Origin of the sequence: Neorhizobium lilium, assembly GCF_004053875.1 — a bacterium.
GTDB lineage: Bacteria > Pseudomonadota > Alphaproteobacteria > Rhizobiales > Rhizobiaceae > Neorhizobium > Neorhizobium lilii.
In genome coordinates this window covers 965,630-988,764 of record NZ_SBIP01000001.1, presented here as the reverse complement: position 1 = coordinate 988,764, position 23,135 = coordinate 965,630, and the positions used below count along the sequence as shown (strand labels likewise).

Genomic DNA, 23,135 nt, shown 5'->3' with positions numbered 1-23,135 from the left:
GAGAGGAGCGCGGAAATTTCGAAAAATCCATCCGGGCATACTTTCGCACTGATAAAGGGCTTGTATCCGCTCGAAATAATTCTGTTGCGTTCCCAAACTAGATTTGTTGCAATTACTGCGGGAATTGAGGAAGGCTGGGGGGTGGATAAATGCGGATTGTTTTGGCAGCGGTGATGGTCGTTGGGGCAAGTACATCGGCATCGGCTTGGGGAGAGGAGGGCCATTCGATCGTCGGAGAGGTGGCACAACATCGGGTGAGCGCAACGACCCAGGTAGGCATTTCCTCGCTCCTTGGACAAGGCTGGTCGCTCGCCGCCGTCGCGAGTTGGGCAGACGACGAACGCGCCAGGGACAAAACCACGACCAACTGGCACTTCGTGGGTATTCCTTCAGCGACGACGACGTACGATGCTTCCCGGGACTGCAAAGCAGACGCGGTGTTTGGTGATTGTATCATCGCGGCGATTGAGCGCGCGAAAAAGATCGTTGCCTGCGGGGGCTTGCCCGCCGCTGACCGGGTGCGCGCCCTCAAATTCCTTATTCATTTCGTTGGCGATCTTCACCAGCCGCTACATGCGATCGAAGACGCGCGGGGTGGCAACGAGATCGACGTGACGATCGTGACCAGGCAGGGTATCAACGGGAATGCCCCGTTCAACACCAGTCTTCACTCCGCATGGGACGCAGCCCTCATTCAGAAGACAACTTGGTCGTGGGGCGGCTACGTGGACCGCTTGGAGAGCGGCTGGCTGAAGACCGACGACGCGGTCGCAATCGCTTCAGGCACGCCTGTTGCCTGGGCAGAAGAGTCACACAAGGAGGCCATTCAACTCATCCAGTCGCTACCGGCAAATCGCGTGCTGGACGACAAGTACCGGCAGGATCATCTCGATCTCCTTGATCGGAAGTTGGGCGAGGGTGGCATCCGGCTGGCAAAAGTGCTGGATGACGCCTTCGTCGCCGCTACGTGTCCGTGAGGCCCGACCCCGACAGGGGGCTGACTGCAATTGCTGGGCCGAGGGGCGGGAGAGGGCCCGTCTCGATTGGTTTATTCTCAAACCCTCGACGGACGGGGGAAGTCATGGCAGTGGTTGGCAGTCGTTTATCGCAGACCGCGAAGTTACTTCGCAAGGACGTGATTGTCGAGCAGGATGACGCTCTCGGGAAACGCATCGAGAAATCGCTTCAAGACATGCGAGCTGTTCGGCCTGCAGGCCTCGCTGAGCAAGACCAGAGTCGAGCGCCGATACGGCGCGCGCTCTTGAGCGACGACGGCAGCGATCCCAACGCTTTCGAACGGGTGATCGGACTCAGTGATCTCGTATCGATCAACTTCCTCAGCCGGGGCCTTGCGGCCGGCCGCGCAGTTTGTCGCATAAGGGTCCCGACCGCTGGCGGAGAATGGTTTGGGTCAGGCTTCCTGGTCGGCCCGCGGATCCTTGCGACCAACAATCACGTGTTGAGTTCTCGCGCTGACGCTGCACAAGCAGAGGCAGAGTTTGGCTACGAACATGACGAAGAGGGTGTGTTGGCGCCGCCCGTCCAGTTCAACTTGGCGCCAAGCGACGTATTTTTTACCGACATCAAGAATGACATTACGCTGGTGGGGGTTGTGCCGTTTTCGGTCGGTGGCGTGCCTCTTACACGTTTCGGGTTTCTCCCCCTATTGCCGCTGTCAGGAAAGGGCCTTGAGGGGGAATGGGTCACGCTCATCCAACATCCGGGTGGTCAACCGAAACAGATGGCTGTTAGGGCGTGTCAGATCGTGGAGTTACCCTCCGACGAGGACGATGACGTTCAGCACTTCATCCACTATACGACCGATACAGAGCCCGGATCTTCCGGGGCTCCCGTTCTCAATGACCAGTGGCAGGTCGTCGCGATCCATCATAAGGCTGTTCCCAAGCCGGGCGGCGACAACCGCAAGAAGCTCGACCAGGGTCTCGAGCCCGAGTGGCTTGCCAATGAAGGGGTGCGTATCAGCGCGATCTCCTCTCTGCTGCAACGCCATCGCTTCATGGACGTGGACGCGGGTGAAGCGCTGGCTCGCATCGAACAGGGCCTCGGGGTCGAGCCTCTTCGGCCGGCTGACGTTGCGCCGGGAACATTCGACGCACTGAGCGAGAAGGATGCCGCGCCTCACAAGGCGTCGAAATGGACACAATGGGGAACGAGGTTCCAACTTGGCTACGAACCGGACTTTTTACCCAGCCTTCCGATCAATATCGACGACATCCTTGGGGAGCAAAAAGAGAGCGCGGCGCCTCTCAAGAGCGGGCAGGGCCATCAGCTCGACTATCTGCATTTCTCGACGGTGGTGCACCGCGAACGGAAATTTCCGATCCTGACCGCCGTTAACGTTCGGGGGGATTCGCTCAAACATCCCGGTGAGCGGGAGGGAAGCTTCCGGGTCGATGCCAGAATGGACGAGGCTTTCCAGTCGGCCGCAAACTTTTACGAGAAGAAGCTTGGCAAGGATCCCGTGCAGTTCAGCCGCGGTCATCTTGTCCGTCGCTTCGATCCTTGTTGGGGTGACAGCGTCGAGGATGCGCGCATCGCTGACGAACACACATTTCACTATACAAACGCAGCGCCGCAAGTCCAAGGTTTTAACGCCGGCCAATGGCTCGACGTCGAGGACTACGTGCTGGACCGGGCCCAGTCCAAGGAGAGGCGGATGACCGTGTTTGCCGGCCCGATCTATCGCGGCGACGACCCGGAATACGGGCATAAGCGGCCGGGCGGCCCCTGGCGAATCCCGGTGTCGTTCTGGAAGGTAGTTGTCGTCGAAAAGGCAAGCGGTGAATTTGCAGCGACTGCGTTTATCCTCGGCCAGATAAAGCTGATCCAGGCGCTCTACGAAGCGAAGGTGTTCACGAACCTTCGGCAGAACAGCCTGGCAGATCTCCAGTCCAACAATCTTCAAACGACGATCGCGACTGTCGAACAGGAGACAGGTCTCAACTTCCGCATGCTCCGGGATTTTGACGCCTTAAACGCGCTCGAATCGACGCGGCGCGCACAGATCTTGCGCTCCCCCCGCGACATTATCCTTTGAAGTGTATGCCAGGCCGCTGCTAAGCCTGTGCGTGGCGGAACAACAAAACCTCGGCTATTACATGTCTCCGAGGGGCAAAATGCTCGCGACCTCAACGACATTCTAACGTGATCGCCTACTGCGAAAACAAAATGTGCTTGTTTGAGAGTTGGCGACCGCCCCACAGCTCGTGAGATATCTTTCGGATGGGTGCAAACGTGCCCTTTGCTGGAGATGAATCATGTCATCCACCTTATGCATTGCCGTCATAGATTATTTCGCGTCAAGACGAGGGAGATCGGCGATGGTGCAGTTTCGGAGCTACGCGATTTCGTTGGCAGCCGTCCTGGCGGTGCCGATGTCCGTAGACGCAGAAGTGCCGTCGGAGAGGGTGCGGGAGTTCACGGCCTTTATCCAGCCCGCCTATCCGCTGTATCTGGCGCAAAGCGGTGTCTGGGAGAGCGATCCGAAGCAGTTGGCTATTCTGGCCGAAAAGGCCGCGGCCGGTCTTGCCTCAGTCGCACCAAGCGATTGCAACCCGGAACGCCTTCGCCGGGATTTTTGCGGCCTCCGTGTGTTCGTGCAACCGTCGACATCGATGGCGCCGACGTTGCTCGAACGCGAAATGGTTGTCCAGAGGCGCTATGCCGAAGGCGAGACCCCGGAGCGAGGCGACATCATCACATTCGAAACCGTGCCAAATTATTCCGACACACCGACGACCTACGTCAAGCGCCTGATCGGCCTTCCCGGCGAAACCGTCGAACTGCGTGACGGCGTTGTGTTCATCAACGGCGATGCGCTTGCGCAGGCGCGGATCGATGGCGCATTCAAGGACAGCTTCGACAAGAATGTGAAGGTGTTTGAGGAAACCGCGCCCGGCGGGCGGCGCTACCGGATTGGAATGAGCGATGCCCCTTCGTCCGCCGGCATGGACAACGCGGGTCCATTCGAGGTGCCGGAGGGCCATTACTTTGTCCTAGGGGACAACCGTCACAACTCCGCCGACAGCCGGTTTCCGGAACAGATGGGGAAGAACGGGTTTGTCCCGATGCAAAGCGTCTCAGGGCGGATTGTGACCATTATCGTATCGAAGGATAAGGCGCGTATCGGGCTTGCCGTCGACTGAATCGAACTGTCCGGCGCCCACCGGGCCGACGACGCACGCTTCAGCAGAAATCGCTACCGCGTGTGACGAACCGGCTGCGGATACCGAACGAGCATGTTCAACTGCCGTAAAATTCAGGGAGCATTCGTTGTCCCACGAAAGAGGGGAAGACCGTAGCGTTTCTGTCTACCTATTCCGCCTATATCAGTGACCATCGCGAGCTGCTTCGGCTGGACGCGCAGAGATCGATGCTCGAGCGCAACCTTGAAGAAAGCGCATTGATGGACTTAAAGGAGTTCTTCATGAAAAGGCTGGCTCATGGAGGGCGTCTTTTGGAGGAAGCTCTTGGGTTGACAGAAGGCCGGGGCATCCAGCTGCTGACACGCAGCTATGCGCTGACTTGCGGGCTATGGCAGGCGCTCGGCCCTGACACAAAGCCAATTTCGTCGCCGGATTTCGCGGATTTGCAGCCGGAATTCAAGGAAGAGCTTTACGAAGCGCTCACCGAATATTGGCGAGGCGCGTTGATCGAATAATCTTCATACTCGACATGGCCTATCAGCGGTGTGCAACGAAAACATGTATTGCTGCGGTGCTACTACCGCTATAGGTCCTGTCACTGTCCAGATCGGTGATCCTGCCGGTATATTCACCGTTCACTATCGACAGCGATCCGACCTGCTTGCCGGCATGTTTGCCCGTCTTCAACGTCACGCAGAAACCGCGTCCACATTTGGCGATCTGGGCAGTGTCGCCGTTGGCTGTTCTCCAATTGCCTTCGATCGGCTCGGCCGCTCCAGCCTGGGCCGCAACAAGCATCATGGCTGCCGCCAGTCCTCGTTTAAACATTGTAACAGTCACATTACGTCTCCTTCTCGTTGATTATCCCAGTCACCAGGCGCTCGACCTCGCGGATCACGATCGGCTTCCGGCATATCCGGACATTGGAGGGGATTGCTTCCGCATTGAGCACTTCCGGAGAGGCAATCACGACGATCGGGATTGCGCGGATGCCACCGATGACATCGAGGCACCGCGCGGTTTCAACCGTATCGGCATCGATGAGAGCGAGTGCAATCTCCGGATATTCAAGCACTGCCAGACCGGCGGCTGCGGCTCCTGGCGCAAACACCACGTCGTATCCGTAGCCGTTCAGCATGAGCTCGTAATCGAGCGCGTAGTCCGAACGGCACTCGACGACGAGGGCTTTGGCTTGGAAGCGGTCGGTTGTAGCTGCGGCCATGGTGCTATTCCGATGCTGCTGGAACGATGGCGGCGCCACGCGCCAGTTCGAACGAGCCCGGCTGCTTCAGTTTGCTCTCACCGATCCGCCTCGACATTAGCTGCTGAAAGAGAGGTGCAAGACCTTGGTACCGGTCGTGATTGAGTGGATCGATCGATGTCAGTTCGGAGATGTCGATAATCTGCACTCCCTCCTTGAGAGCTTCTTGGCGCACCACCGGACTATCGACGGAAAGCGAGCCAAGCCGCCGCCTGTCCGTTGCCAGAAGCCTCGATATATCCAGCGCGCGGTCATCCTTCGTCACCAGGATCACCGGAGCGATCGGTAGCTTTCCGATGACCTTCATCTGCTGCCGGAAGACTTGCTCGTCGATATCGGGAGCTGCCAGAACCAGCTGAAGAGGAGCAAGCGTTTCGTCATGGCCGGAGAGTTTGAGTTGGCGAACAGCCTCCACCGTCAGCCACGCTCCCATGCTGTGGCCCAGCAGGATCACGTCGCCGCGCCTACGGCCTTTGGTGACGTCAAGCAGAAGGTCGGCAAGGTAGTCGCGCGAATAGGTGACAGAGTCCCGGTCCGCACCATATCCGCCAACAGTCCCTTCGGACGGCCAGGAGAACAGGATCGGCACGGCATCGGAACCGGACGCCTCCTTCATCTGAGCCAGACGATACAGTGACTCCGGAAAATTGTTGTTGAAACCGTGGACGTAGATACCGATCCTCGGCAAGCCGATGGAGCTCCGGGTCGAGGCCTGTGTCTGAACCTGGTCGAGAAACTCCGTCCGCGTCAATATCTTGCGGTCCAGAACCGAGAAGCCAGAAAGGCTATAACCGACCTTGCCTTTGCTGGCCGCGGGAACCGCAATCCTGAACCGGGCGTAGCTCAGGGCAAATGCCTTGTCCGCTGTATAGACGACGGAGCCTTTCTGTTCTTTGACGGATCGGGTCGTCGCCGCAAATACGGTCACCGTGGAGCCTACCGGTTGACTGGTCGCGCCAATCTCGATGGCTGGTTGATCAGGCCGCGATGCACAACCGCCCAGGAAGACAAGCGCGAGCAAAGCCCAACCGACCCGGCGCAATGAGAGAAACGGAAAAGCGATTTGATCCGGCACTTGATAGTCTCTCATTTCAGCTGAACACATCGGCGACATACCGCACGGACTCGCGCTCTATCCGGTCGGCCCATGCCTGTGCCTCCTCGGACGAAGCGCCCGTTGTCTCACGATAAATGTTGAGGAATGCATCCCGCACCGCGGGCGCCATCTTCTCGCCGTCGCCGCAGACATAAACATGCGCACCCTGCCGGAATAGGTCTTCGACCTGCTTGCGATCCTCCCAGATCCGATCTTGAACATATTGGGCCTTCGATGAACCGGAGCAGGCGAGGTGGACGGACACCACGCCATCCTCTTCCCAGGCCTCAAGTTCCCGTCGGTGCAGATAGTCCGTTTCCGGATCGCGGATGCCGAAGAAGAGTAAAGCTGGACCTGTCCGCGCACCTGCTGCCTTGCGCGCAGCCCGCTCCTGCAGGAAGCCTCGAAACGGCGCGATGCCACTTCCGGCACACACCATCACGATCGGAACGGAGTTATCTTCCGGGGGGCGGAAACCGCGCTGGCTGGGGCGAACCGCGACCGTAACAGGATCGCCCGTCTGCGCCTCCGCCAGGAAGGTCGAGGTAACGCCCTTGAACTGACCGTTGCCCGATAACGCCGGCGCATCGAGAACGGAGAGCGTCAAGGAGCAGACATCGGGCGCTACCAGTGGTGACGAGGCGATCGAGTAAAGGCGAACCTTCATAGGCGGCAGGGCGGCCAGGAACTTGCCCAGGGGCAAGTCAGCCGACATGAAGCGCTCGGTGAGTTCGAGCAGGCTGACCCGCTTTGCAAGCAGCTCTGCCTTGTAGACGCCAGGATCGGCAAGCCGCTCCGCCTCCCGCCGTTCTGGCGGACACGAAATGGCCTCCACCACCATTCGCACCTGCGCTTCCGTCACCGGCAGCTGCAACTCGACATAGTTTGCAAACAACTCGCCTGCGGTGATCGGTTTGTCGAGCGGAAGGGAAGAAGACGCCCCGGGCGAGCCGTGCAGGACGAGCTCGGTATCTTCACTCAAGCCAAACCTGCGGAGCACCCGTGCCACGACGTCTGCGGGATTGCGCGCAAGCACCGCCAGGTAATCGCCGGTCTGGTACGACATTCCCTTCGGCAGTCTGATTTCCACATGCCGTTTGGAGCGCGTCCCGGGCTTGGTGATATCGACGAGTTCGGTGTTGGATACGACCGTTCCCGGCTGCAGTTCCTCCAGCCGCAACAGCCGTTCGCGCTCGCCTTTGCGGATTTCAACTTCGATAGCTGCAGTAGAGGTCGTTTCTTCCGGAGCTTCCTGACCAAGAGCCCGGGCAAGAGCCGGCCAGAATGCCCCCATCCACTCGTCAAATGCGCCAAACAGATCACCCCCGGCGTCGGCTTCGCCTCGTGGGAGAATGGATATCGCTCCCGCCTGCAGGAGAGCCGCTTCTACACGCTTCGGAACCGCCTGCCAGGTGCGCGCCCATTGACGATTGCCGCAGCCGAACACGGCGACCGGGCGACCCTTGAGCGCATCAGGCTGAAGGGCTTCCGCCCAGGCAAGGAATTGCCCTGCATTGTCCGGAGGCTGGCCTTCGTAAGACGCCGTGACCACGACCAGCGGTACGCCATCTGGAATACCAGACGCATATTCATCAGCAGTTGCGACGATCGCCTGGTAACCGCGCGCCTGTGCCTCGCTTCCAAGCTTCTGCGCAAACGACTCCGAGGTTCCGGTGTTGCTGCCGTAAAGAACAAGCAGCGGCCCGCGATCTATCGACGTGTTTGCCTGCGGCCTGGAGAGAGGCCGGGCCGAAGCTATGGGGGCTCGGCTTATTGGCGTACCTGCCGGAATATCCCGGCGCCGCGCCCGTATGCGAAGTTCTTTCGGCTTCAGCGTCAGGGATTCGCCGACGACAAGCTGAGAGTTCCTGTCGACAAGCTCGATATCGAAGCGTTGCAGCATCATCGCCAGCACTAACGTTGCCTCCTGCATGGCAAACCCGCGGCCGATGCAGGCTCTTTGCCCATTCCCAAACGGCTTCCAGGCATGCGGTGGCAGCTGTTCGGCATTCTCCGGGGTAAAGCGCTCCGGGCGAAACGCCTCCGGCTCGTCCCAGACCTTGCGGTCGCGGTGCAAGATGGGAGACAGGACCAGGAGAACATCATCGGTCTTAACGGCATATTTGCCACCGATCGTCGTGTCCTGGAGGGGGTGCACCGCGAAGGCGGGGGCGGTCGGCCAGAGCCGCAACGTCTCCATCAGAACCTGTTCGACGTATTTCAGTCGCTCGAGGTGCTGAACTGTCGGGGTGTCACCTCCCAGCACGCCATCCACATGGGCGCGAAGCCTGGTCAACACCTCCGGATTTTTAAGCAGCAGAAAACTTGCGAAGCTCAGCAGGCCGCTTGTCGTTTCATGGCCCGCGACAAGGAAGGTGATCATCTGGTAGCCAATATTTTCCCGGCTCAGCGTTTCCCCTGTTTCCTTGTCCTTTGCCGTCAGCATCACGTCCAGGAGGTCGCCGCGCTCTCCAAGCCTCGGATCGCCCAGCCGTTCTTCGATCAGGCGATCGGCGACCTGTCGCAAAGTCTTCGTGTCGGCTTCGAAACGGCGATTGCGCAGCAACATCAGCTTCGAGGCGCCTTGAGGAAGTCGCGAGCGGTCGGCCCCTTCCTCCAGCGCGCCGGTCATGGCTGCAACGAATGGGTGCATTTCGTTCTGGTAAAAACTGTTGAAGCGGTAATCGAAAGCGCAAAGCGCGATCGTATCGAGCGTCAGCCGGGTCATATTGTCGGCGACATCGATCTCTGCGCCCGCACCGAACCGCTCCCAGCGCACCATCATCTGTTCGGCCACGTCGAGCATCCGGTCGAACATATTGCGCAGCCCAAGCGGCCCGAACGCGGGCATCAGCAGGCGATGCGCCTTTCCCCAGTTCGGTTCTTCGTCATAAGCGGTGAACAACCCGTCCTTCGCGACCGCCCGCAATTCCCGCAGCGGCGGGTGCAACGCTTTGCGAAAACGGCTCTCGTCACAAAGTTCGGCCGTCAGTTCCTGGCTGCTGACGATGATGATTTCTCGCCCGAAGGTCTCGAAGCGATAGATCGGTCCAAGATCTCGCGCCAGCCGCATCAGGCTCTGGATCGGTGCGCCAGGATCGATGGAGGTCACATGACCGAGGATCGGCAATCCTTTTGGCTGAGGTATGGGCTCAAGCTTCGGCATAGTGCTGCTCCTCGAGACGTTCGCTTTGGCGGTCGGCCTGCGACATGGTTGGCATTGCGCTTCGGACAGGAGATGGGAGAGCGGTGTTTGACCCGATCACCCGTTCCGATTAACTGCAGTGGGTAATGACATAGGCTGGAAACCCATCGGTTTCCAGTGGGGGATTGTTTTTTTGGAGGATAGGATGGAGGGCACGGACGCCAGATCACGGCTTATCGAAGCGGCAACGAGCGAGTTTCTCGCTCGCGGCTATGAGCAGGCCAATGTCGGCAGGATCGCCACGGCGGCCGGAATATCAAAAAAAACGGTCTACAAGCACTTCAATTCCAAGGTGGATTTGCTTCACGCTGTCATGAATGCGAGTATGGCCCCGACGCTCGTTAGTCTCGGCCCTCTTGATCTCGATGTGCCTCCTCGAGAAAGGCTCGCAGCCCATCTTCATGCCTTTGCGGAACTGGCGTTTTCCACAAGGGGCATTACCTCCTATCGACTGTTCATGAGCGAGGGTGCGCGGTTTGCTGAAATGGCAAATCTTTATATCGCGGCTATCGCGATGTTCGGCATCGAGCCCCTGGCACGTGATCTCCAAGCCTATGTAGCAGCGAAAAAGTTATCGCTGAATGATCCCGTCCTTGCTGCAAGGATGCTGATGTCGATGGTGTTTGCCGAACCGATGCGCGACGCGGGCCTTGGGGTTGCCAAACCTCCAACGGCAGACGAGGCAAAGACGTTGATCGAGGCGGCTGTCACGCTGTTCCTGCAGGGAGCAAGCCCCAAAACGGCAACGACACCACAGCGCTCATTCGCTGACTAGCGCCGCTGCCTCAAAGGCCGACATCACAAGCTTTGCCCTAGATCGCGTGCAAGGCAACGGACTCGGCTTGTAGGAAACACAAACTGGGAGAAGCCAGCGATAACCGGCTCGAAATATGGAGAGGTCGACGTTCGATATGGTTCAAGGCGACTACAACCGAAAGCGGCTGAACGTCCGATCTCTGGCTAGGAGACTTACCCAGAATTGTTGTCGGTTAGCAGAATTCCTGGTTTACCTACGAGGCCTCCGGTTGAGCCGCGGCGACGAAGGAAAGCTCGGTTGCCTGCTCGTTGGTGGCATTGTTGAGCTCGGCCATTTTTCCCATGTTGGCGCTGTGTTGCGCGAGCAGATTTCCAATCGCAGGGTGCTAATCGCTCGTCTGATTTCGCAGGGTCAGCAGGACGGATCAATTGGATCTGCCAGCGATCCGGACACCGTCGCCGAGCTGCTGCTTTCTCTCCTGTATGGCATGCGCGTTCTAGGAAAAACCGGGAGCTGCACTGCGAACGCCGAAGTCTTCGTGGCAACAGCTTTGAAAGTTCTCGACTAGCCGATTTCGTCTTGGTCTCTTTGACCATCCATTCTCGACCATCAGCCGCGTTGACATCCGTTAGCGTGAATGTGGGTTGCTGCCCCCTTATTCCCGAAGGAGACACATTGAACGACTTGAACCTACCGCCCGCGCCAACTGGATTTCGACATCACTTCGAACGGGTCGACGGCATCAGACTTCACTATGTCATCGGCGGCGCAGACGTCGGCCAGACCATCGTCCTCCTCGCTGGCTTTCCCGAGTCATGGTTCGCCTGGCGGTACGTCATGCCCCTGTTGGGTGCGCCACCGCGTCGTCGGGATAGACCCGCCAGGGCAAGGCGACAGCGACCGACCGCTCGACGGGTACGATACGCAAACCGTCGCGGAGCGTGTCCATGCCCTCGTCGCACACCTTGGCATCAAACGCTACGGCCTTGCGGCGCACGACGTCGGCGCATGGGTCGCCTTTCTCTACGCCCTTATGTTGCGTCTCATTGCACCTGTCCGAGGGGAGGGAATGCACTCAGGCCCGCTTCTCCGAGTAAGTTCGACGACACCGCCAACCTTCGGTAGGACGGGACAGCGGACCGGTTTACGGGGTGTTTAATGAAGGCGCGATTAGATCTGATCGATCCATGCCGTTATCGCGGCGTTCACGTCATCTGGGCGATCCTGCATGACCCAGTGTCCGACATGATCCCAGGCTTCGACCTTGGAGGCAGAATGAGAAAACCACGGCTGCATCCGTCGAGCCTGCTCCGGATCACGACAAAGGTGGTAGAACGGCGTTTTCACACTTTTCAGGAACTGCTCGCTCTGCGCACCCGTTCCGACCTGATCGGGTCCAACGAACAACGGGCCAAATGATTCGCGCACGACATGGGCCGGCATTCCCTGAACACGGCGAGCGTGCCAGCGCCGGAGCGCAGCGGGCGTAGCCTTGTCGTAGACGCTCTCGAACAATGCCGGAGCGACAGTCGCGGGATCGCCGGTTTGTAGGTCGTGGGCAACTTTGCCAAATAGCGACACGGTTTCCGCCGAGAAGCCTAGCGATCCGTCAACGGAGACCACTGCCTCGATCAGGTCAGGGCGTCGGGCAGCCAACCGGGCCGCGATCTGCCCACCCATCGAATGGCCGATCAAGATGAACCGTTCGCCCTTGTACCTGCCCGCAATCAACGCCTCGATATCCGCAACGTAATCACCCGGGAGATAGTGCCCGGACGGTGGCACCGGCGACCGGCCATGGCCGCGCAAATCGACGGTGACGGTACGATAGCGCGGCTCCAGCACCGGAAGCTGCCAAATCCAGTCCTCCCCTTCCGCCGTCCATCCGTGAAGCAGCATCACGTTGCGCCCCTTGCCGGACTCCGTCGTAAAAAGCTTAACAGGCGACGGCGTCGCAGCGATCGCGTTGACCGGCAGGGACGCCATGGCAATCGCGCCGCCCACAAAGCCCAAAAGGCTACGCCGTGAAAGATCTGTATTAGTCATCGTCTGTCTCCATTCATTAGAGCCGCGCAACACGCACGGCCAACTGCTTTTCAAGTCGGATTCTTAGATATACGATGGCTACTTAGGTTCAATTACGCACTTGACAGTGCGTAGGTATATTGGAGGATATCGTGCCGACCGACGTCGATCCCGTTTTCTTTGCGGACTGCGCTGCAAGATCGTTTTTTGATCAGGTTGCCAATAAATGGGCGGTCATGATTCTCACCCTTCTGAGCGACCGCCCCATTCGCTTCAACGAGATGAGGCGTCGGCTAGAAGGCGTCACGCACAAGGCTTTGACGCAAGCGCTACGACGGCTCGAGCGCAACGGCCTGATCGCCCGCCGGGTTCTAGCCACGTCCCCGGTCGCCGTGGAATATTCGATCACGCCGCTGGGAAAGACGCTGCAAGTTCCGTTCGGAGCCGTGTACGACTGGTCGATCAACCATCTGGACGATCTCGAAGTGGCGAGACGGAACTATGATGCTCGGCACGGGGATTAACGTGATCTACCGGGTCGCGGGGCGACTGCGGCCGACCTGCTTGCTGGGGCCGCTTAAGGTCATTGCAGCTTCCAATGAAGAAGCTGGTCGGTCGTCGCGTGCATGCGGTTTGCGGCGTTTGGCGCATCAGTGAGAATGGATGCTTGACTGACAGGTGCACCTTGCGGCGGGGGGCGGCTACGCCGTTCTCATAAGGTTGTTAGAGACTTGGCGAGCTCGCTCACCACGCCTCTGAGCCAGCGATGCGCGGGATCGTGACGATAGCGGACATGCCAAGCCATTTCGACCGGGAACGTTCCGAGGTCGACTGGCGCTGGTACCACCTTGAGCCGGGGGTCGCGTTCTAGCCAGCGACAAATCAGTCGGGGCAGAGTTGCGCAGTAGTCGGTAACAGCGATCATCTCCGGAACCGCGAGGAAGTGCGTGACGGAAACGGCAACCTCGCGCTTGAGATTCTGCTGCCCCAGAGCCTGGAAAACACCCGCCCGTATTCGCCCAGGCGGAAGAACATTGACGTGTCTCAGGCTCTCATAAAGATCCCGCGTGAGGAGATCGGCGACGTGTGGATGGTCCCGCCGTACGATACATTCTAGCCCGTCGTCCATCAGGTGTTGAACGACGAGGTTGTCAGGTGGGTCGATAACCCTTCCAAGCACCATGGCCGTTGTTCCAGATATCACGCCGGTCTCAGCAAGATCGTTGCCAAAGGGCGTCAAGCGAAGCTTAATGCCTGGCGCAAGCTCGCGCAGCCTAGCGACCAACGGAGGCATCAGGACCAGTTCGACATAGCTGTTGGGCGCGATCATGAACAAGCGCTCCGCATTTCCCGGCTCAAAATCTTGCTGATGGACGATCAGATCGTCGAGTTGGGCCAGGGCTGCCTCTATAGTCGGCGCGATTTCTTCCGCCAGTTGTGTCGGTCTGATGCCGTATCGCTCGCGGATGAACAGCGGATCCTTCAACATGTCGCGCAGCCGGTTCAATGAGTTCGAAAGCGCTGGCTGCGTAATGCCAAGCCGGTTGGCGGCTCGCGTTACGCTGCGCTCCTTCATGAGGGCCAGGAAAACAGGCAAGAGATTCAGATCATATTTCATTGAGTTGTAATGTCATGTGAATATCTAAAATCCAATAAGTAAATTTCTCCAATACCTGTCTGGATGGCATGATCACCTCATCGAAAGGCCAGCGCGGCTGATCGAACTTCAGGCCAGCCGGCCGCATCTAACAAAAGGACACGACGATGAAAATTCTCATGGTACTCACTTCGCACGACACCCTCGGCAACACCGGACGAAAGACTGGCTTCTGGCTTGAGGAATTGGCAGCGCCCTACTACGTCTTCAAGGATGCGGGCGCCGAGATCACACTCGCTTCGCCCAAGGGTGGACAGCCGCCGCTCGACCCCAAGAGCGACGAGCCAATGTTTCAGACCGAGCTGACGGCGCGTTTCAAGGCCGACGCTGACGCCAATGCCCAGCTGGCCCAGACCGTACGCCTCGATAGCGTCGACCAAAAGGATTATGACACGGTCTTCTATCCCGGCGGCCATGGCCCGATGTGGGATCTGGCTGAGGACACGAATTCCATCCGCCTGATTGAATCCTTCGTCGCAGCCGGCAAGACAATTGCGCTGGTCTGCCATGCTCCAGGAGTTCTGCGCCATGTCAAGAATGCCGACGGCACGCCGTTCGTCCAGGGTCGCTATGTCACGGGCTTCACCAACACCGAAGAAGAAGGTGTTGGCTTGACCAAGGTCGTGCCGTTCCTGGTGGAAGATGAGCTTGTCGGCCAGGGTGCGGTGTTTTCCAAGGTGAAGGATTGGGGCGTTCATACCGTCGTCGATGGTAAGTTGATTACCGGGCAGAACCCCGCGTCCTCCGGTGAAGCAGCTGAAGCTCTTGTCACGGCATTGACCTATGCTCAGGTCAAGGCTGCCTGAACAAGCATTCCCTGACAGCTGCCGGTGTCGGCTGTCAGTTTAAAAACCGCTGAAGAAAGGAATATTATCATGAGCACGATCACCACACAGGACGGCGTCGAGATCTTCTACAAGGACTGGGGGTCGAAGGATGCTCAGCCAATCGTCTTCCACCACGGATGGCCGCTTTCGTCGGACGATTGGGACGCGCAGATGCTGTTCTTCCTTGCCAACGGCTACCGGGTCGTTGCCCATGACCGTCGCGGCCACGGCCGATCCGCCCAGGTCTCCGACGGTCACGACATGGACCACTATGCAGCCGACGCCTTCGCGGTCGTCGACCATCTCGATCTCAGGAATGCAGTTCATATCGGACACTCCACCGGTGGCGGCGAAGTGGCCCGCTATGTAGCAAAGCATGGCCAGCCGTCTGGCCGCGTCGCCAAGGCCGTCCTCGTCTCGGCAGTGCCGCCGCTGATGCTGAAGACTGCTGCCAATCCAGAGGGCCTGCCGATGGACGTGTTCGATGGCTTCCGTTCGGCACTTGCTGCCAACCGTGCCCAGTTCTTCCGCGACGTTCCAGCCGGCCCTTTCTACGGCTTCAACCGTGATGGCGCCAAGACCCAGGAAGGCGTGATCCAGAATTGGTGGCGCCAAGGCATGATGGGCGGTGCCAAGGCGCATTATGACGGTATCAAGGCCTTTTCCGAAACCGACCAGACTGAAGACTTGAAGGCGATCACCGTACCGACTCTTGTCCTGCATGGTGAAGACGACCAGATCGTGCCGATCGCAGATTCAGCCCACAAGTCGATCAAGCTTCTGAAGAGCAGTACACTCAAGACCTATCCCGGCTTGTCGCATGGCATGCTGACCGTCAACGCCGACGTCCTGAACGCAGACCTACTCGCCTTTGTTCGCTCTTGAGCCAAAGGCTGGGGCCGAAGCCAATCGCCTTCGGCCCCGCTAATCTGATCATATCCCGACAGCCGATGTCCGCGGCTTGATCCCTCATCGCAAAGCCTGGCGCCTGATTTCAACTGCGGTTGGTCGGGACGGGACAAGTGCGCGCCCGACCTACCCTCCCATCAACAGAAATTCTCAAAAAAAGGATCCTTGAAAATGAAACTTCTGAACTCGCTCATCTCGGCTGTCGCCGTCGTCGCAATCACAGCCATCGCCCTGCCGGCCGCTGCGGCAGACTTCAAGGCCAAGACCGTCGTTCTCGTGCACGGCGCCTTTGCCGATGGTTCCTCGTGGAACAAGGTCATTCCCCTCCTGAAGAAGGCGGGATTGAACGTCGTCGCAGTCCAGAACCCATTGGACACCTTGGAAAATGACGTCGCCTTCACGACCCGCGCCATTGCCGATGCTGAAGGTCCGGTGGTCTTGGTGGGCCACTCCTACGGCGGTGCGGTCATTACCCAGGCAGGTGTCAATCCGAAGGTGCATTCGCTGGTGTATGTCGCTGCCTACGCGCCAGAGGTCGGCCAGTCGGTGCTCGATACTCAGAAGCCATATCCGGATGCGCCCGGCAGGCCATTCATCGTGAAGGATGATGCCGGATATCTGAAATTCACCGACGAAGGCATCTTCAACTATTTCGCGCCGGATTTGCCTCGTAGCGAGCGTGAATTGATAGCGGCCACACAGGGTGCGTTTGGCGTAAAGGCCGTCTCAACGCCCGTCACACAGGCAGCCTGGCATACGGTGCCTTCATTCGAGGTTGTATCCACGGACGATAAGGTCATTCCGCCGCAGCTACAGCGAGACCAGGTCAAACGTCTCAAGGCGACTGCCGTCGAGGTGGCTGCCAGCCACGTCGTCATGCTGTCTCATCCCGACGTTGTCGCCAAGTTGATCATTCAGGCCGCAAGGTAGTTCGTCAAATTCGAACTTCTGCATTAGGACGGACCGGAGGAAGGACCTCCGGTCCGTCGCTTTAGAAACGATACCTTGGCGCCAGCGTAGCTTGATCCGGCATCCTCGCCGATCGCTCGTCGAAAGCGGGGAACGACGGCGTAAGTCGCATTGGTCAGGACGATACAGCGTCCCGGCATCGACACCGTTCTTGTAGGTGCCAGCGGGCAGAGCAGCTTACGCAGAATGTCGCGTCGCTTGAGATTACACTGACATCCGATCAACGGGCACGGATGGATTAGATCCGCGCACCGCCCGTATTCAATCCTTACTTCATCTTTAACCTTCCGACGCAGGTGATGTTTGGAGGGCAAACGGTTCAACCGTGGTGAGGGCAGCCTGACTCAAGCGCCTACCGCTTAATCTCAGGCAGGGATTAACTCCGATTGCGAAGGAGTTGCAACTCCGTCAAGCGTCCCCGATGAGATGACCCATCTTGCTTCTTCGGCCGATTGCGTCCTTGGAGGCGACCACCCTTTGTGTTTGCAAGAGGCTCAGTTCGGAATTCGTGTGGTTACTTCACGGCGCCCAACGTCAGTCCACGCACAAACTGGCGCTGCGTCAGCCGATCAATAGGGTAGGGCCAATCGCCAGCACGGAAGCTGCAGAAACTCACGGAATGAGATGATTTGCTCGATAGGTGGCAATTATCTCCTCATAGACGGATACATCGTTTCTGGTATGGGCGATCAACTGCGCGCCCTGCACCGCGGCATAAATCGCCCGTGCCTGACGCTCGTTTTCCTCGTGTCTGTCTGGATTGCGCATGGCCAGGACACGGGCCAGCCATCGTTCGTTCATGATGCCATATTCTACGACCTCGGCCTGGACTTCTTCAGGCAGCTGGTTGCGCTCGGCGCCCAGCATTCCGGCAAGGCACAGGCGGTTGTCGGCACGCAAGGTGTCGGCGAAGACCTCGGTGTAGCGCGCCATGCATGTCTCGACGTCGAGCCCCTGCGTCAGCATATCCTCGAGAACAGCCCCGTAATGCGCCGTATAGCGATTGGCGAGAGCCGCACCCAGTTCGCCCTTGGTCGCGAAGTAATAGTGAATGCTGGCGCTCTTGATGCCGACATCCTTTGCAAGCTCGCGAAAGCTGAGGCCGCCATAGCCGAGATCCTGCACGGTCAGCCGTGCCGCCTCCATGATCCGATCCTTGGTATCCGCCGTCATCGTCCTCTCCTGCTTTCGTTGCCCAAATATTTTATCTACCTGACGACAGATAGCCGTTGACAGGGGAAATTGCAAGGCGTAGGTATCGACCATCAACTACCTGACGTCAGGTAGATGAATGCCAACAAAGGGAACTTCGAAATGTCTGACAAATTTCACCTCTTCACCTCGCCTTCCGCCTTCCCAAACCCGCAGCGCCTCCGCCTTTTCATGCATGAGAAGGGCATCGCGGACCAGTTTGAGGAACAGGTCTACAACATGAGCCCGGTCGGCGAGCAGCGCCAATGGAAGCATGTCAAGATGAACCCCTGGGGCGAGACGCCGACCCTGAAGCTTTCCGACGGCACCTACATTGCCGAGACCGATGCGATTGCCCGCTACCTCGATCAGTCGATGCCTGGCCGCAAGATTATGGGCGAGACGGCGCTGGAGCAGGGGCTGGACACCATGTGGGGCAACCGCATCTGGGTTCACATCCTCTACCGCATTGTCACCGCCTTCCACGTTCTCCACCAGGGCCTCGGCCCAAAGCTCGAACTGACCACCAATCACGCCTGGGGTGAGCATTGCCGCAAGGAGGCCCTGGCGCATGCCAGCCTGGTCAACCAGCATCTGGCCGACGGCCGGGAATGGATGCTCGGCGGCGAGGCGCCGACCTTCTCGGACATGACCATGGCGGTTGCCATCGCCTTCTCGAAATTCCCCATCAACGCAACGCCGCTCGACGAGCGCTTCGAGCATATCGATGCCTATTGGAAGCGCTGGCAAGCGCGCCCATCCTTCCAGTCCGCCTATGCCGACCGCAACAGCGGCGTGACCGAAATCGACGAGCGCTAGTCGTCGGCGCAACCGGCAACTCCGTGGCCGCCCCCCTGAAACCTTAAGCCATCAATCTCGCAGCTTGCACTTCAACCTCAATCAAAGGAGACCACCATGCCCTTCGCACGTATCGATCTGATCAAAGGAAAGACCCCGGAATACCGCGCTGCCGTTGCCGACATCGTTTACCGCGGCATCGTCGATGTTCTGAAAGCTCCGGACGGCGATCGCTTCATCGTCGTCGGCGAGCATACCGCCGACAATCTCATCTACGATCCGAACTTCCTCGGATTCGAGCGCTCGCCGGACTTCCTGCTGATCCAGGTGACCAGCACGGTCGGCAACGACAAGCCTTCGAAACTCGCTTTCTTCCGCTTCATCGCCGATGAACTGAAGGAAGAGCTCTCCGTCCGTCCCGACGACATCATGATCAACATGGTCTATGTCGATCGCTCCGACTGGTCCTTTGGTAACGGCGATCCCTGGAACTGACGACTTGGCGTGCCGATTGCACAAAAAAGCGATCGTCACGGGAAGCGATTTCTCCGCGTGAACACTTGAGATAGATCAATCCATCAGACCTGGGAAAAGGCAAACCAATGACAATGTCAATCGAACAACTCAAAGCGGATGGCTGGATGAAGGAAGCCAACTATATCGCCGGTGAATGGGTCGGCGCCGACGATGGCAGGACTTACGCCGTGGAAAATCCGGCGACCGAGATTTGGATCGGCGATGTTCCATGGGTCGGTGCGGCCGAAACCCGCAGAGCCATCGACGCAGCGCAGTCCGCGTTCGTCAGCTGGTCGCAAACAACGGCGGCCGAGCGCGCCGCGCGACTGCATCAAATGGCGCAGATCGTCTACGACAACCTCGACACGTTTGCCACCATGCTCACTCTAGAGCAGGGCAAGCCGCTGGCCGAAGCCCGCGCAGAAATGAAGCTGGGTGCGGACTATATCCAGTGGTTTGCCGAAGAAGCGCGGCGCATCAACGGCGAGATCGTGCCGTCCCCTTGGAAGGATCGCCAGATTTTGGTGACCCGCGAGCCGGTCGGTGTCGTCGGTGCGATCTCGCCGTGGAATTTCCCCTTCTCGATGCTCTCTCGCAAGGTGGCGCCGGCGCTGGCTGCGGGCTGCACCATCGTCATCAAGCCCTCCGAGTTCACGCCGTTCTGCGGCTTGCTCTATGGAATCCTGGCAGAAGAGGCTGGCGTGCCTGCAGGTGTGGTCAATGTTGTGACTGGTGATGGCGCAGCAGTCGGCGGTGAACTCACCAGCAACGCAAAAGTACGCAAGATCACCTTCACCGGCTCCACGCGCGTCGGCAAATTGCTTTATAGGCAATCGGCAGACACCATGAAGAAGCTGTCGATGGAACTGGGCGGCAATGCACCGACTATCGTCTTCGACGATGCGGATCTCGATCTGGCCGTCGAACAGGCTATCGCCGGCAAGTTCCGCAACAGTGGCCAAACCTGCGTCTGCACCAACCGTTTCTATGTGCAAGACGGTATCTATGACGAGTTTGCCCGGAGACTGACTGAGCGCGTCAAGCAGATGAAGGTCGGCAACGGCTTTGAGGCAGGCGTTGAGCAAGGGCCGCTCATCAACCACGCGGCCGTCAAAAAAGTTGAAGCGCATGTCGAGGACGCCAAGGCCAGGGGTGGACGTATTCTTACCGGCGGCCAGCGGCACGCGTTGGGTGCAACGTTCTTTGAGCCAACGGTGATCGCCGATGTCACCCCCGACATGCTGATTGCGCATGAGGAGACATTTGGCCCTGTCGCAGCGCTATTCCGGTTCAGGCACGAACAGGAGGGCATAGACGCGGCTAACGCTACCGAGTTTGGCCTTGCCGCCTACTTCTTCACGCGTGACTTGGCACGTACTTTCCGCGTTGCCCGCGCAATCGAGAGCGGTATGATCGGTATCAACGCCGGAGTGATCACGACACCGGAAGCCCCGTTTGGCGGGGTAAAGGACAGCGGTATCGGCCGTGAGGGTTCATCTCATGGGATCGAGGACTATCTCCACATCAAGTATCTGAGCCTGGGCGGGCTTTGACGCATTCGGTCCGTTTTGGGCGCAATCTGATCTCAAAACGGACCACCCATCACGTGTAGGTAGCGAAATGCTTCCAAGCTTTGGCTGAATTATTGCACGCAATGCCCTCCACCACAGAACAGCATCAATCTCCAGTGAACGCGCCGGTGGTTCGATTCCCTTCAAGGCGAAGAACGCAGCGGTGTGGCGTACACGGAAATCTTCTATAGACGTCGTAATTCATATGTATTACAACTGCTCTTTCAGTTGGAGATAACTATGGCTTCGAACGCGCTCGTTCAAACTCGCATTGATGCTGATGTTCGAGATCGCGCCTCAGCGGTGCTTGAAAGCATGGGCCTTACAGTGTCGGACGCAGTTCGTATCCTACTCACCCGGACGGCGAACGAGGGAGCATTACCGCTCGAACTTATATCAGGTAGCGAAGCTCACGATACTTGGTTTCGCGGCAAGGTCCTTGAAGCGCTGAATGACACGCGACCGGACGCGCCGGATGCTGAAGTTGAGGCTCATTTCGAAAAACGGCGAGCGGCGGCGCGCCTTAAAGCAGCGACGCGTAAATCGTGAAGCTTATTTGGTCAGCGTATGCTTTATCAGATCGAGACGCGATCTTCACCTTTATCGAGGCTGACAATCCCTCAGCTGCCGTCATGGTCGACGAACGGATCGTCACGGCTGCTCGTCGTTTAATTGATTTTCCGGCGAGCGGCCGTGTCGGCAGAATCGCCGGGACGCGCGAACTGGTGATCAACGGTACTCCATACGTCGCAGCTTATGCTGTGACGCAATAATCGGCCCCCTTCAGGTCGCCTGGCCTAGCCGCGATTGAATTTCCTGAGCAGGCTTATGAATTGAGCGAGTTCGTCTTCGCTCCATCCCTCTAAGCGCCCGAAAAAGGCGCCCGCTTTGGCGGTGTTTGATGCTTTCAACCGCTCTCGTCCCTCATTCGTCAGGCTGTAGATCGTGCTCCGTTTGTCAACGGGGTCGGGTGAGGATTGCGCCAGTCCGTATTCGCACAGGGATTTTGCCAGCCGGCTGATGGCGCTCTTGTCCATGTCGAGCAGTTCCGCCAGTTGCCCCGCCTTTGCCGAACCCTTGGCCGAAATCGCCACCGCCAGTTGATAGGCTGCGGGCTGAACAGAAGGGTGGAAACGTGCGGCAGATGCGGCTGACAAAGCACGAGACGCCACCAGCAGCGCGCTGATCTCGCCGCCGAGATCTGCCAACAGCTTTGCGTGGGTCATCGTTTCAGTCCCGCCGTTTCTTTGATCATTATAGTGGACATATATCAACAAATATGGTCTGTTGACTTATAGCAACTAAATGGTGGTTCTGACTATGGCCAATCGACCTAAAATACTCATCACCGGAGCCACTGACGGCATCGGCCAACGCGCGGCCGTTGCTCTTGCACGCCAGGGTGCTGACCTCATCCTCACGGCGCGCAACAGGCAGAAGGCGGATAAAACCCGCTCCTTGATCAAAGCGGCAGCCCCGGGCACACGCGTCGATGTTCATCACGTAGATTTTTCTGACCTGGGAGCCGTGGTCTCCACCGGAAGGCAGATCGCCCGGCAGCATCCCCATATCGATGTCTTGATCAACAATGCGGGTCTCCACGCCTTCGAGCAGCGCATCACCAGGGAAGGCTTTGCAGAAATGATCGCCGTCAACTATCTCGCACCCTGGCTTTTGACGCAAACCCTGCGTGAAACGCTTATGCGGTCTGCACCGGCCCGGATTATAACCGTTGGCTCGCAGGCATCGCGTCAAAGTCGCGGTCTCGACATCGAAAAGGATCTGACCGATACGGCCACGTTTACCGCCCGGGGGTCGTCGCGGATTTACGGACGCAGTAAACTCCTCGACATCATGTTCTCGCTTGAACTCGCGCGGCAACTGGACGGCACAGGTATTGTCGCCAACTGCTTGTGTCCGGGCTTCAACGTCACCGGCCTCGGACGGGAGCTGGGTTTTTCCGGCCCGCTCGCCAAGCTTCTCAATTGGCTCAGGATCGGCGATCCGGAGCGAGGCGCTCACATCATAACGCGGCTCGCGACGGATCCTGCGTTCGGCAGTCGAAGCGGAGCCTATGTCTCGGTCAAAAATGCCGCCGATCTCAAACCTTTCCCGCCCGCGGACGACGAACAGACGCGGCGGGCTTTATGGCGGGCAACGGAAATTCTTCTCGCGCGATTCATTTGA

Annotated in this window: 25 protein-coding genes; 17 read left to right on the top strand and 8 right to left on the bottom strand. The window is 58.6% G+C overall.

Translation table 11 applies throughout. From position 1 onward, the window contains the following. The first annotated feature begins 149 nt into the window (after nt 1–149). The 4 genes from EPK99_RS04545 (at nt 150) to EPK99_RS25220 (ending at nt 4,681) form a co-directional block, all read left to right on the top strand. Complete coding sequence (locus tag EPK99_RS04545) at nt 150–977, top strand: S1/P1 nuclease (RefSeq protein ID WP_128441498.1); 828 nt, start codon at nt 150–152, stop codon at nt 975–977. A 104-nt stretch (nt 978–1,081) separates the two neighbouring features. Further along, on the top strand, nt 1,082–3,058 hold the full coding sequence (locus EPK99_RS25620) for a DNA/RNA non-specific endonuclease (protein WP_128441496.1): 1,977 nt from the start codon (nt 1,082–1,084) through the stop codon (nt 3,056–3,058). A gap of 283 nt (nt 3,059–3,341) precedes the next feature. Then, the gene (gene lepB / locus EPK99_RS04535; RefSeq protein ID WP_164901691.1) at nt 3,342–4,166 is read left to right on the top strand and encodes a signal peptidase I; all 825 of its coding nucleotides are present in this window, start codon (nt 3,342–3,344) and stop codon (nt 4,164–4,166) included. Between the two features lie 122 nt (nt 4,167–4,288). Beyond that, complete coding sequence (locus EPK99_RS25220) at nt 4,289–4,681, top strand: hypothetical protein (protein ID WP_164901715.1); 393 nt, start codon at nt 4,289–4,291, stop codon at nt 4,679–4,681. A 22-nt stretch (nt 4,682–4,703) separates the two neighbouring features. On the opposite strand, the gene EPK99_RS04525 is transcribed toward EPK99_RS25220, so the two are convergent. The 4 genes from EPK99_RS04525 to EPK99_RS04510 all read right to left on the bottom strand — a co-directional run bounded on the left by EPK99_RS04525 (nt 4,704) and on the right by EPK99_RS04510 (nt 9,689). Next, on the bottom strand, nt 4,704–4,994 hold the full coding sequence (locus EPK99_RS04525) for a DUF2147 domain-containing protein (protein ID WP_245455736.1): 291 nt from the start codon (nt 4,992–4,994) through the stop codon (nt 4,704–4,706). Between the two features lie 13 nt (nt 4,995–5,007). After that, nucleotides 5,008–5,388, bottom strand: coding sequence for a hypothetical protein (locus EPK99_RS04520; protein ID WP_128441488.1), 381 nt, complete (start codon nt 5,386–5,388; stop codon nt 5,008–5,010). A 4-nt stretch (nt 5,389–5,392) separates the two neighbouring features. After that, complete coding sequence (locus EPK99_RS04515; protein WP_164901690.1) at nt 5,393–6,355, bottom strand: alpha/beta hydrolase; 963 nt, start codon at nt 6,353–6,355, stop codon at nt 5,393–5,395. Between the two features lie 163 nt (nt 6,356–6,518). Next, the gene (locus tag EPK99_RS04510; protein WP_128441484.1) at nt 6,519–9,689 is read right to left on the bottom strand and encodes a bifunctional cytochrome P450/NADPH--P450 reductase; all 3,171 of its coding nucleotides are present in this window, start codon (nt 9,687–9,689) and stop codon (nt 6,519–6,521) included. A gap of 184 nt (nt 9,690–9,873) precedes the next feature. Between EPK99_RS04510 and EPK99_RS04505 the strand changes: the two genes are divergently transcribed. The 3 genes from EPK99_RS04505 to EPK99_RS04495 all read left to right on the top strand — a co-directional run bounded on the left by EPK99_RS04505 (nt 9,874) and on the right by EPK99_RS04495 (nt 11,644). Further along, nucleotides 9,874–10,503, top strand: a complete 630-nt coding sequence (locus tag EPK99_RS04505) for a TetR/AcrR family transcriptional regulator (protein ID WP_128441482.1) — start codon at nt 9,874–9,876, stop codon at nt 10,501–10,503. Nucleotides 10,504–10,753: 250 nt separating this feature from the next. Further along, a complete protein-coding gene (locus EPK99_RS04500; RefSeq protein WP_128441480.1) occupies nt 10,754–11,053 on the top strand; it encodes a hypothetical protein in 300 nt (99 codons plus the stop codon). A gap of 186 nt (nt 11,054–11,239) precedes the next feature. After that, nucleotides 11,240–11,644 carry an alpha/beta fold hydrolase gene (locus EPK99_RS04495; protein WP_245455648.1) on the top strand — a complete coding sequence of 135 codons (405 nt, stop codon included), beginning with the start codon at nt 11,240–11,242 and terminating at the stop codon, nt 11,642–11,644. 11 nt (nt 11,645–11,655) lie between these two features. On the opposite strand, the gene EPK99_RS04490 is transcribed toward EPK99_RS04495, so the two are convergent. Beyond that, on the bottom strand, nt 11,656–12,531 hold the full coding sequence (locus EPK99_RS04490) for an alpha/beta fold hydrolase (RefSeq protein WP_128441477.1): 876 nt from the start codon (nt 12,529–12,531) through the stop codon (nt 11,656–11,658). Between the two features lie 131 nt (nt 12,532–12,662). Between EPK99_RS04490 and EPK99_RS04485 the strand changes: the two genes are divergently transcribed. Beyond that, nucleotides 12,663–13,034, top strand: coding sequence for a winged helix-turn-helix transcriptional regulator (locus EPK99_RS04485; RefSeq protein ID WP_128441475.1), 372 nt, complete (start codon nt 12,663–12,665; stop codon nt 13,032–13,034). Between the two features lie 188 nt (nt 13,035–13,222). Here the strand turns inward: EPK99_RS04485 and EPK99_RS04480 are convergent, their stop codons facing one another. Next, on the bottom strand, nt 13,223–14,128 hold the full coding sequence (locus EPK99_RS04480) for a LysR family transcriptional regulator (RefSeq protein WP_128441473.1): 906 nt from the start codon (nt 14,126–14,128) through the stop codon (nt 13,223–13,225). Nucleotides 14,129–14,274: 146 nt separating this feature from the next. On the opposite strand from EPK99_RS04480, the gene EPK99_RS04475 reads away from it, so the two are divergent. The 3 genes from EPK99_RS04475 to EPK99_RS04465 all read left to right on the top strand — a co-directional run bounded on the left by EPK99_RS04475 (nt 14,275) and on the right by EPK99_RS04465 (nt 16,833). Continuing rightward, nucleotides 14,275–14,973: a type 1 glutamine amidotransferase domain-containing protein gene (locus EPK99_RS04475; protein ID WP_128441471.1), complete on the top strand. Its 699-nt coding sequence runs from the start codon at nt 14,275–14,277 to the stop codon at nt 14,971–14,973. A 69-nt stretch (nt 14,974–15,042) separates the two neighbouring features. Continuing rightward, nucleotides 15,043–15,879, top strand: a complete 837-nt coding sequence (locus EPK99_RS04470; protein WP_128441469.1) for an alpha/beta fold hydrolase — start codon at nt 15,043–15,045, stop codon at nt 15,877–15,879. Nucleotides 15,880–16,074: 195 nt separating this feature from the next. Further along, complete coding sequence (locus EPK99_RS04465; protein ID WP_128441467.1) at nt 16,075–16,833, top strand: alpha/beta fold hydrolase; 759 nt, start codon at nt 16,075–16,077, stop codon at nt 16,831–16,833. A 651-nt stretch (nt 16,834–17,484) separates the two neighbouring features. Here EPK99_RS04465 and EPK99_RS04460 read toward each other — a convergent pair. Further along, nucleotides 17,485–18,045 carry a TetR/AcrR family transcriptional regulator gene (locus EPK99_RS04460; RefSeq protein ID WP_128441465.1) on the bottom strand — a complete coding sequence of 187 codons (561 nt, stop codon included), beginning with the start codon at nt 18,043–18,045 and terminating at the stop codon, nt 17,485–17,487. 141 nt (nt 18,046–18,186) lie between these two features. Here EPK99_RS04460 and EPK99_RS04455 point away from each other — a divergent pair, with 141 nt between their 5' ends. The 5 genes from EPK99_RS04455 (at nt 18,187) to EPK99_RS04435 (ending at nt 21,721) form a co-directional block, all read left to right on the top strand. Continuing rightward, nucleotides 18,187–18,882 carry a glutathione S-transferase family protein gene (locus EPK99_RS04455; protein WP_128441463.1) on the top strand — a complete coding sequence of 232 codons (696 nt, stop codon included), beginning with the start codon at nt 18,187–18,189 and terminating at the stop codon, nt 18,880–18,882. A 96-nt stretch (nt 18,883–18,978) separates the two neighbouring features. Then, the gene (locus EPK99_RS04450; protein WP_128441461.1) at nt 18,979–19,356 is read left to right on the top strand and encodes a tautomerase family protein; all 378 of its coding nucleotides are present in this window, start codon (nt 18,979–18,981) and stop codon (nt 19,354–19,356) included. 146 nt (nt 19,357–19,502) lie between these two features. Next, entirely contained in the window at nt 19,503–20,930 is a 1,428-nt protein-coding gene (locus EPK99_RS04445; RefSeq protein ID WP_245455646.1) for an NAD-dependent succinate-semialdehyde dehydrogenase, read from the top strand. Nucleotides 20,931–21,188: 258 nt separating this feature from the next. Beyond that, nucleotides 21,189–21,497 (top strand): type II toxin-antitoxin system RelB/DinJ family antitoxin, encoded by a 309-nt coding sequence (locus EPK99_RS04440; protein ID WP_128441455.1) that lies wholly within the window; start codon nt 21,189–21,191, stop codon nt 21,495–21,497. After that, a complete protein-coding gene (locus EPK99_RS04435; RefSeq protein ID WP_128441453.1) occupies nt 21,494–21,721 on the top strand; it encodes a type II toxin-antitoxin system RelE/ParE family toxin in 228 nt (75 codons plus the stop codon). Before EPK99_RS04440 ends, EPK99_RS04435 begins: the two co-directional genes overlap by 4 nt. A gap of 24 nt (nt 21,722–21,745) precedes the next feature. On the opposite strand, the gene EPK99_RS04430 is transcribed toward EPK99_RS04435, so the two are convergent. Then, on the bottom strand, nt 21,746–22,156 hold the full coding sequence (locus EPK99_RS04430) for a MarR family winged helix-turn-helix transcriptional regulator (RefSeq protein WP_164901689.1): 411 nt from the start codon (nt 22,154–22,156) through the stop codon (nt 21,746–21,748). A gap of 112 nt (nt 22,157–22,268) precedes the next feature. Here EPK99_RS04430 and EPK99_RS04425 point away from each other — a divergent pair, with 112 nt between their 5' ends. Further along, nucleotides 22,269–23,135, top strand: a complete 867-nt coding sequence (locus tag EPK99_RS04425) for an SDR family NAD(P)-dependent oxidoreductase (protein WP_128441449.1) — start codon at nt 22,269–22,271, stop codon at nt 23,133–23,135.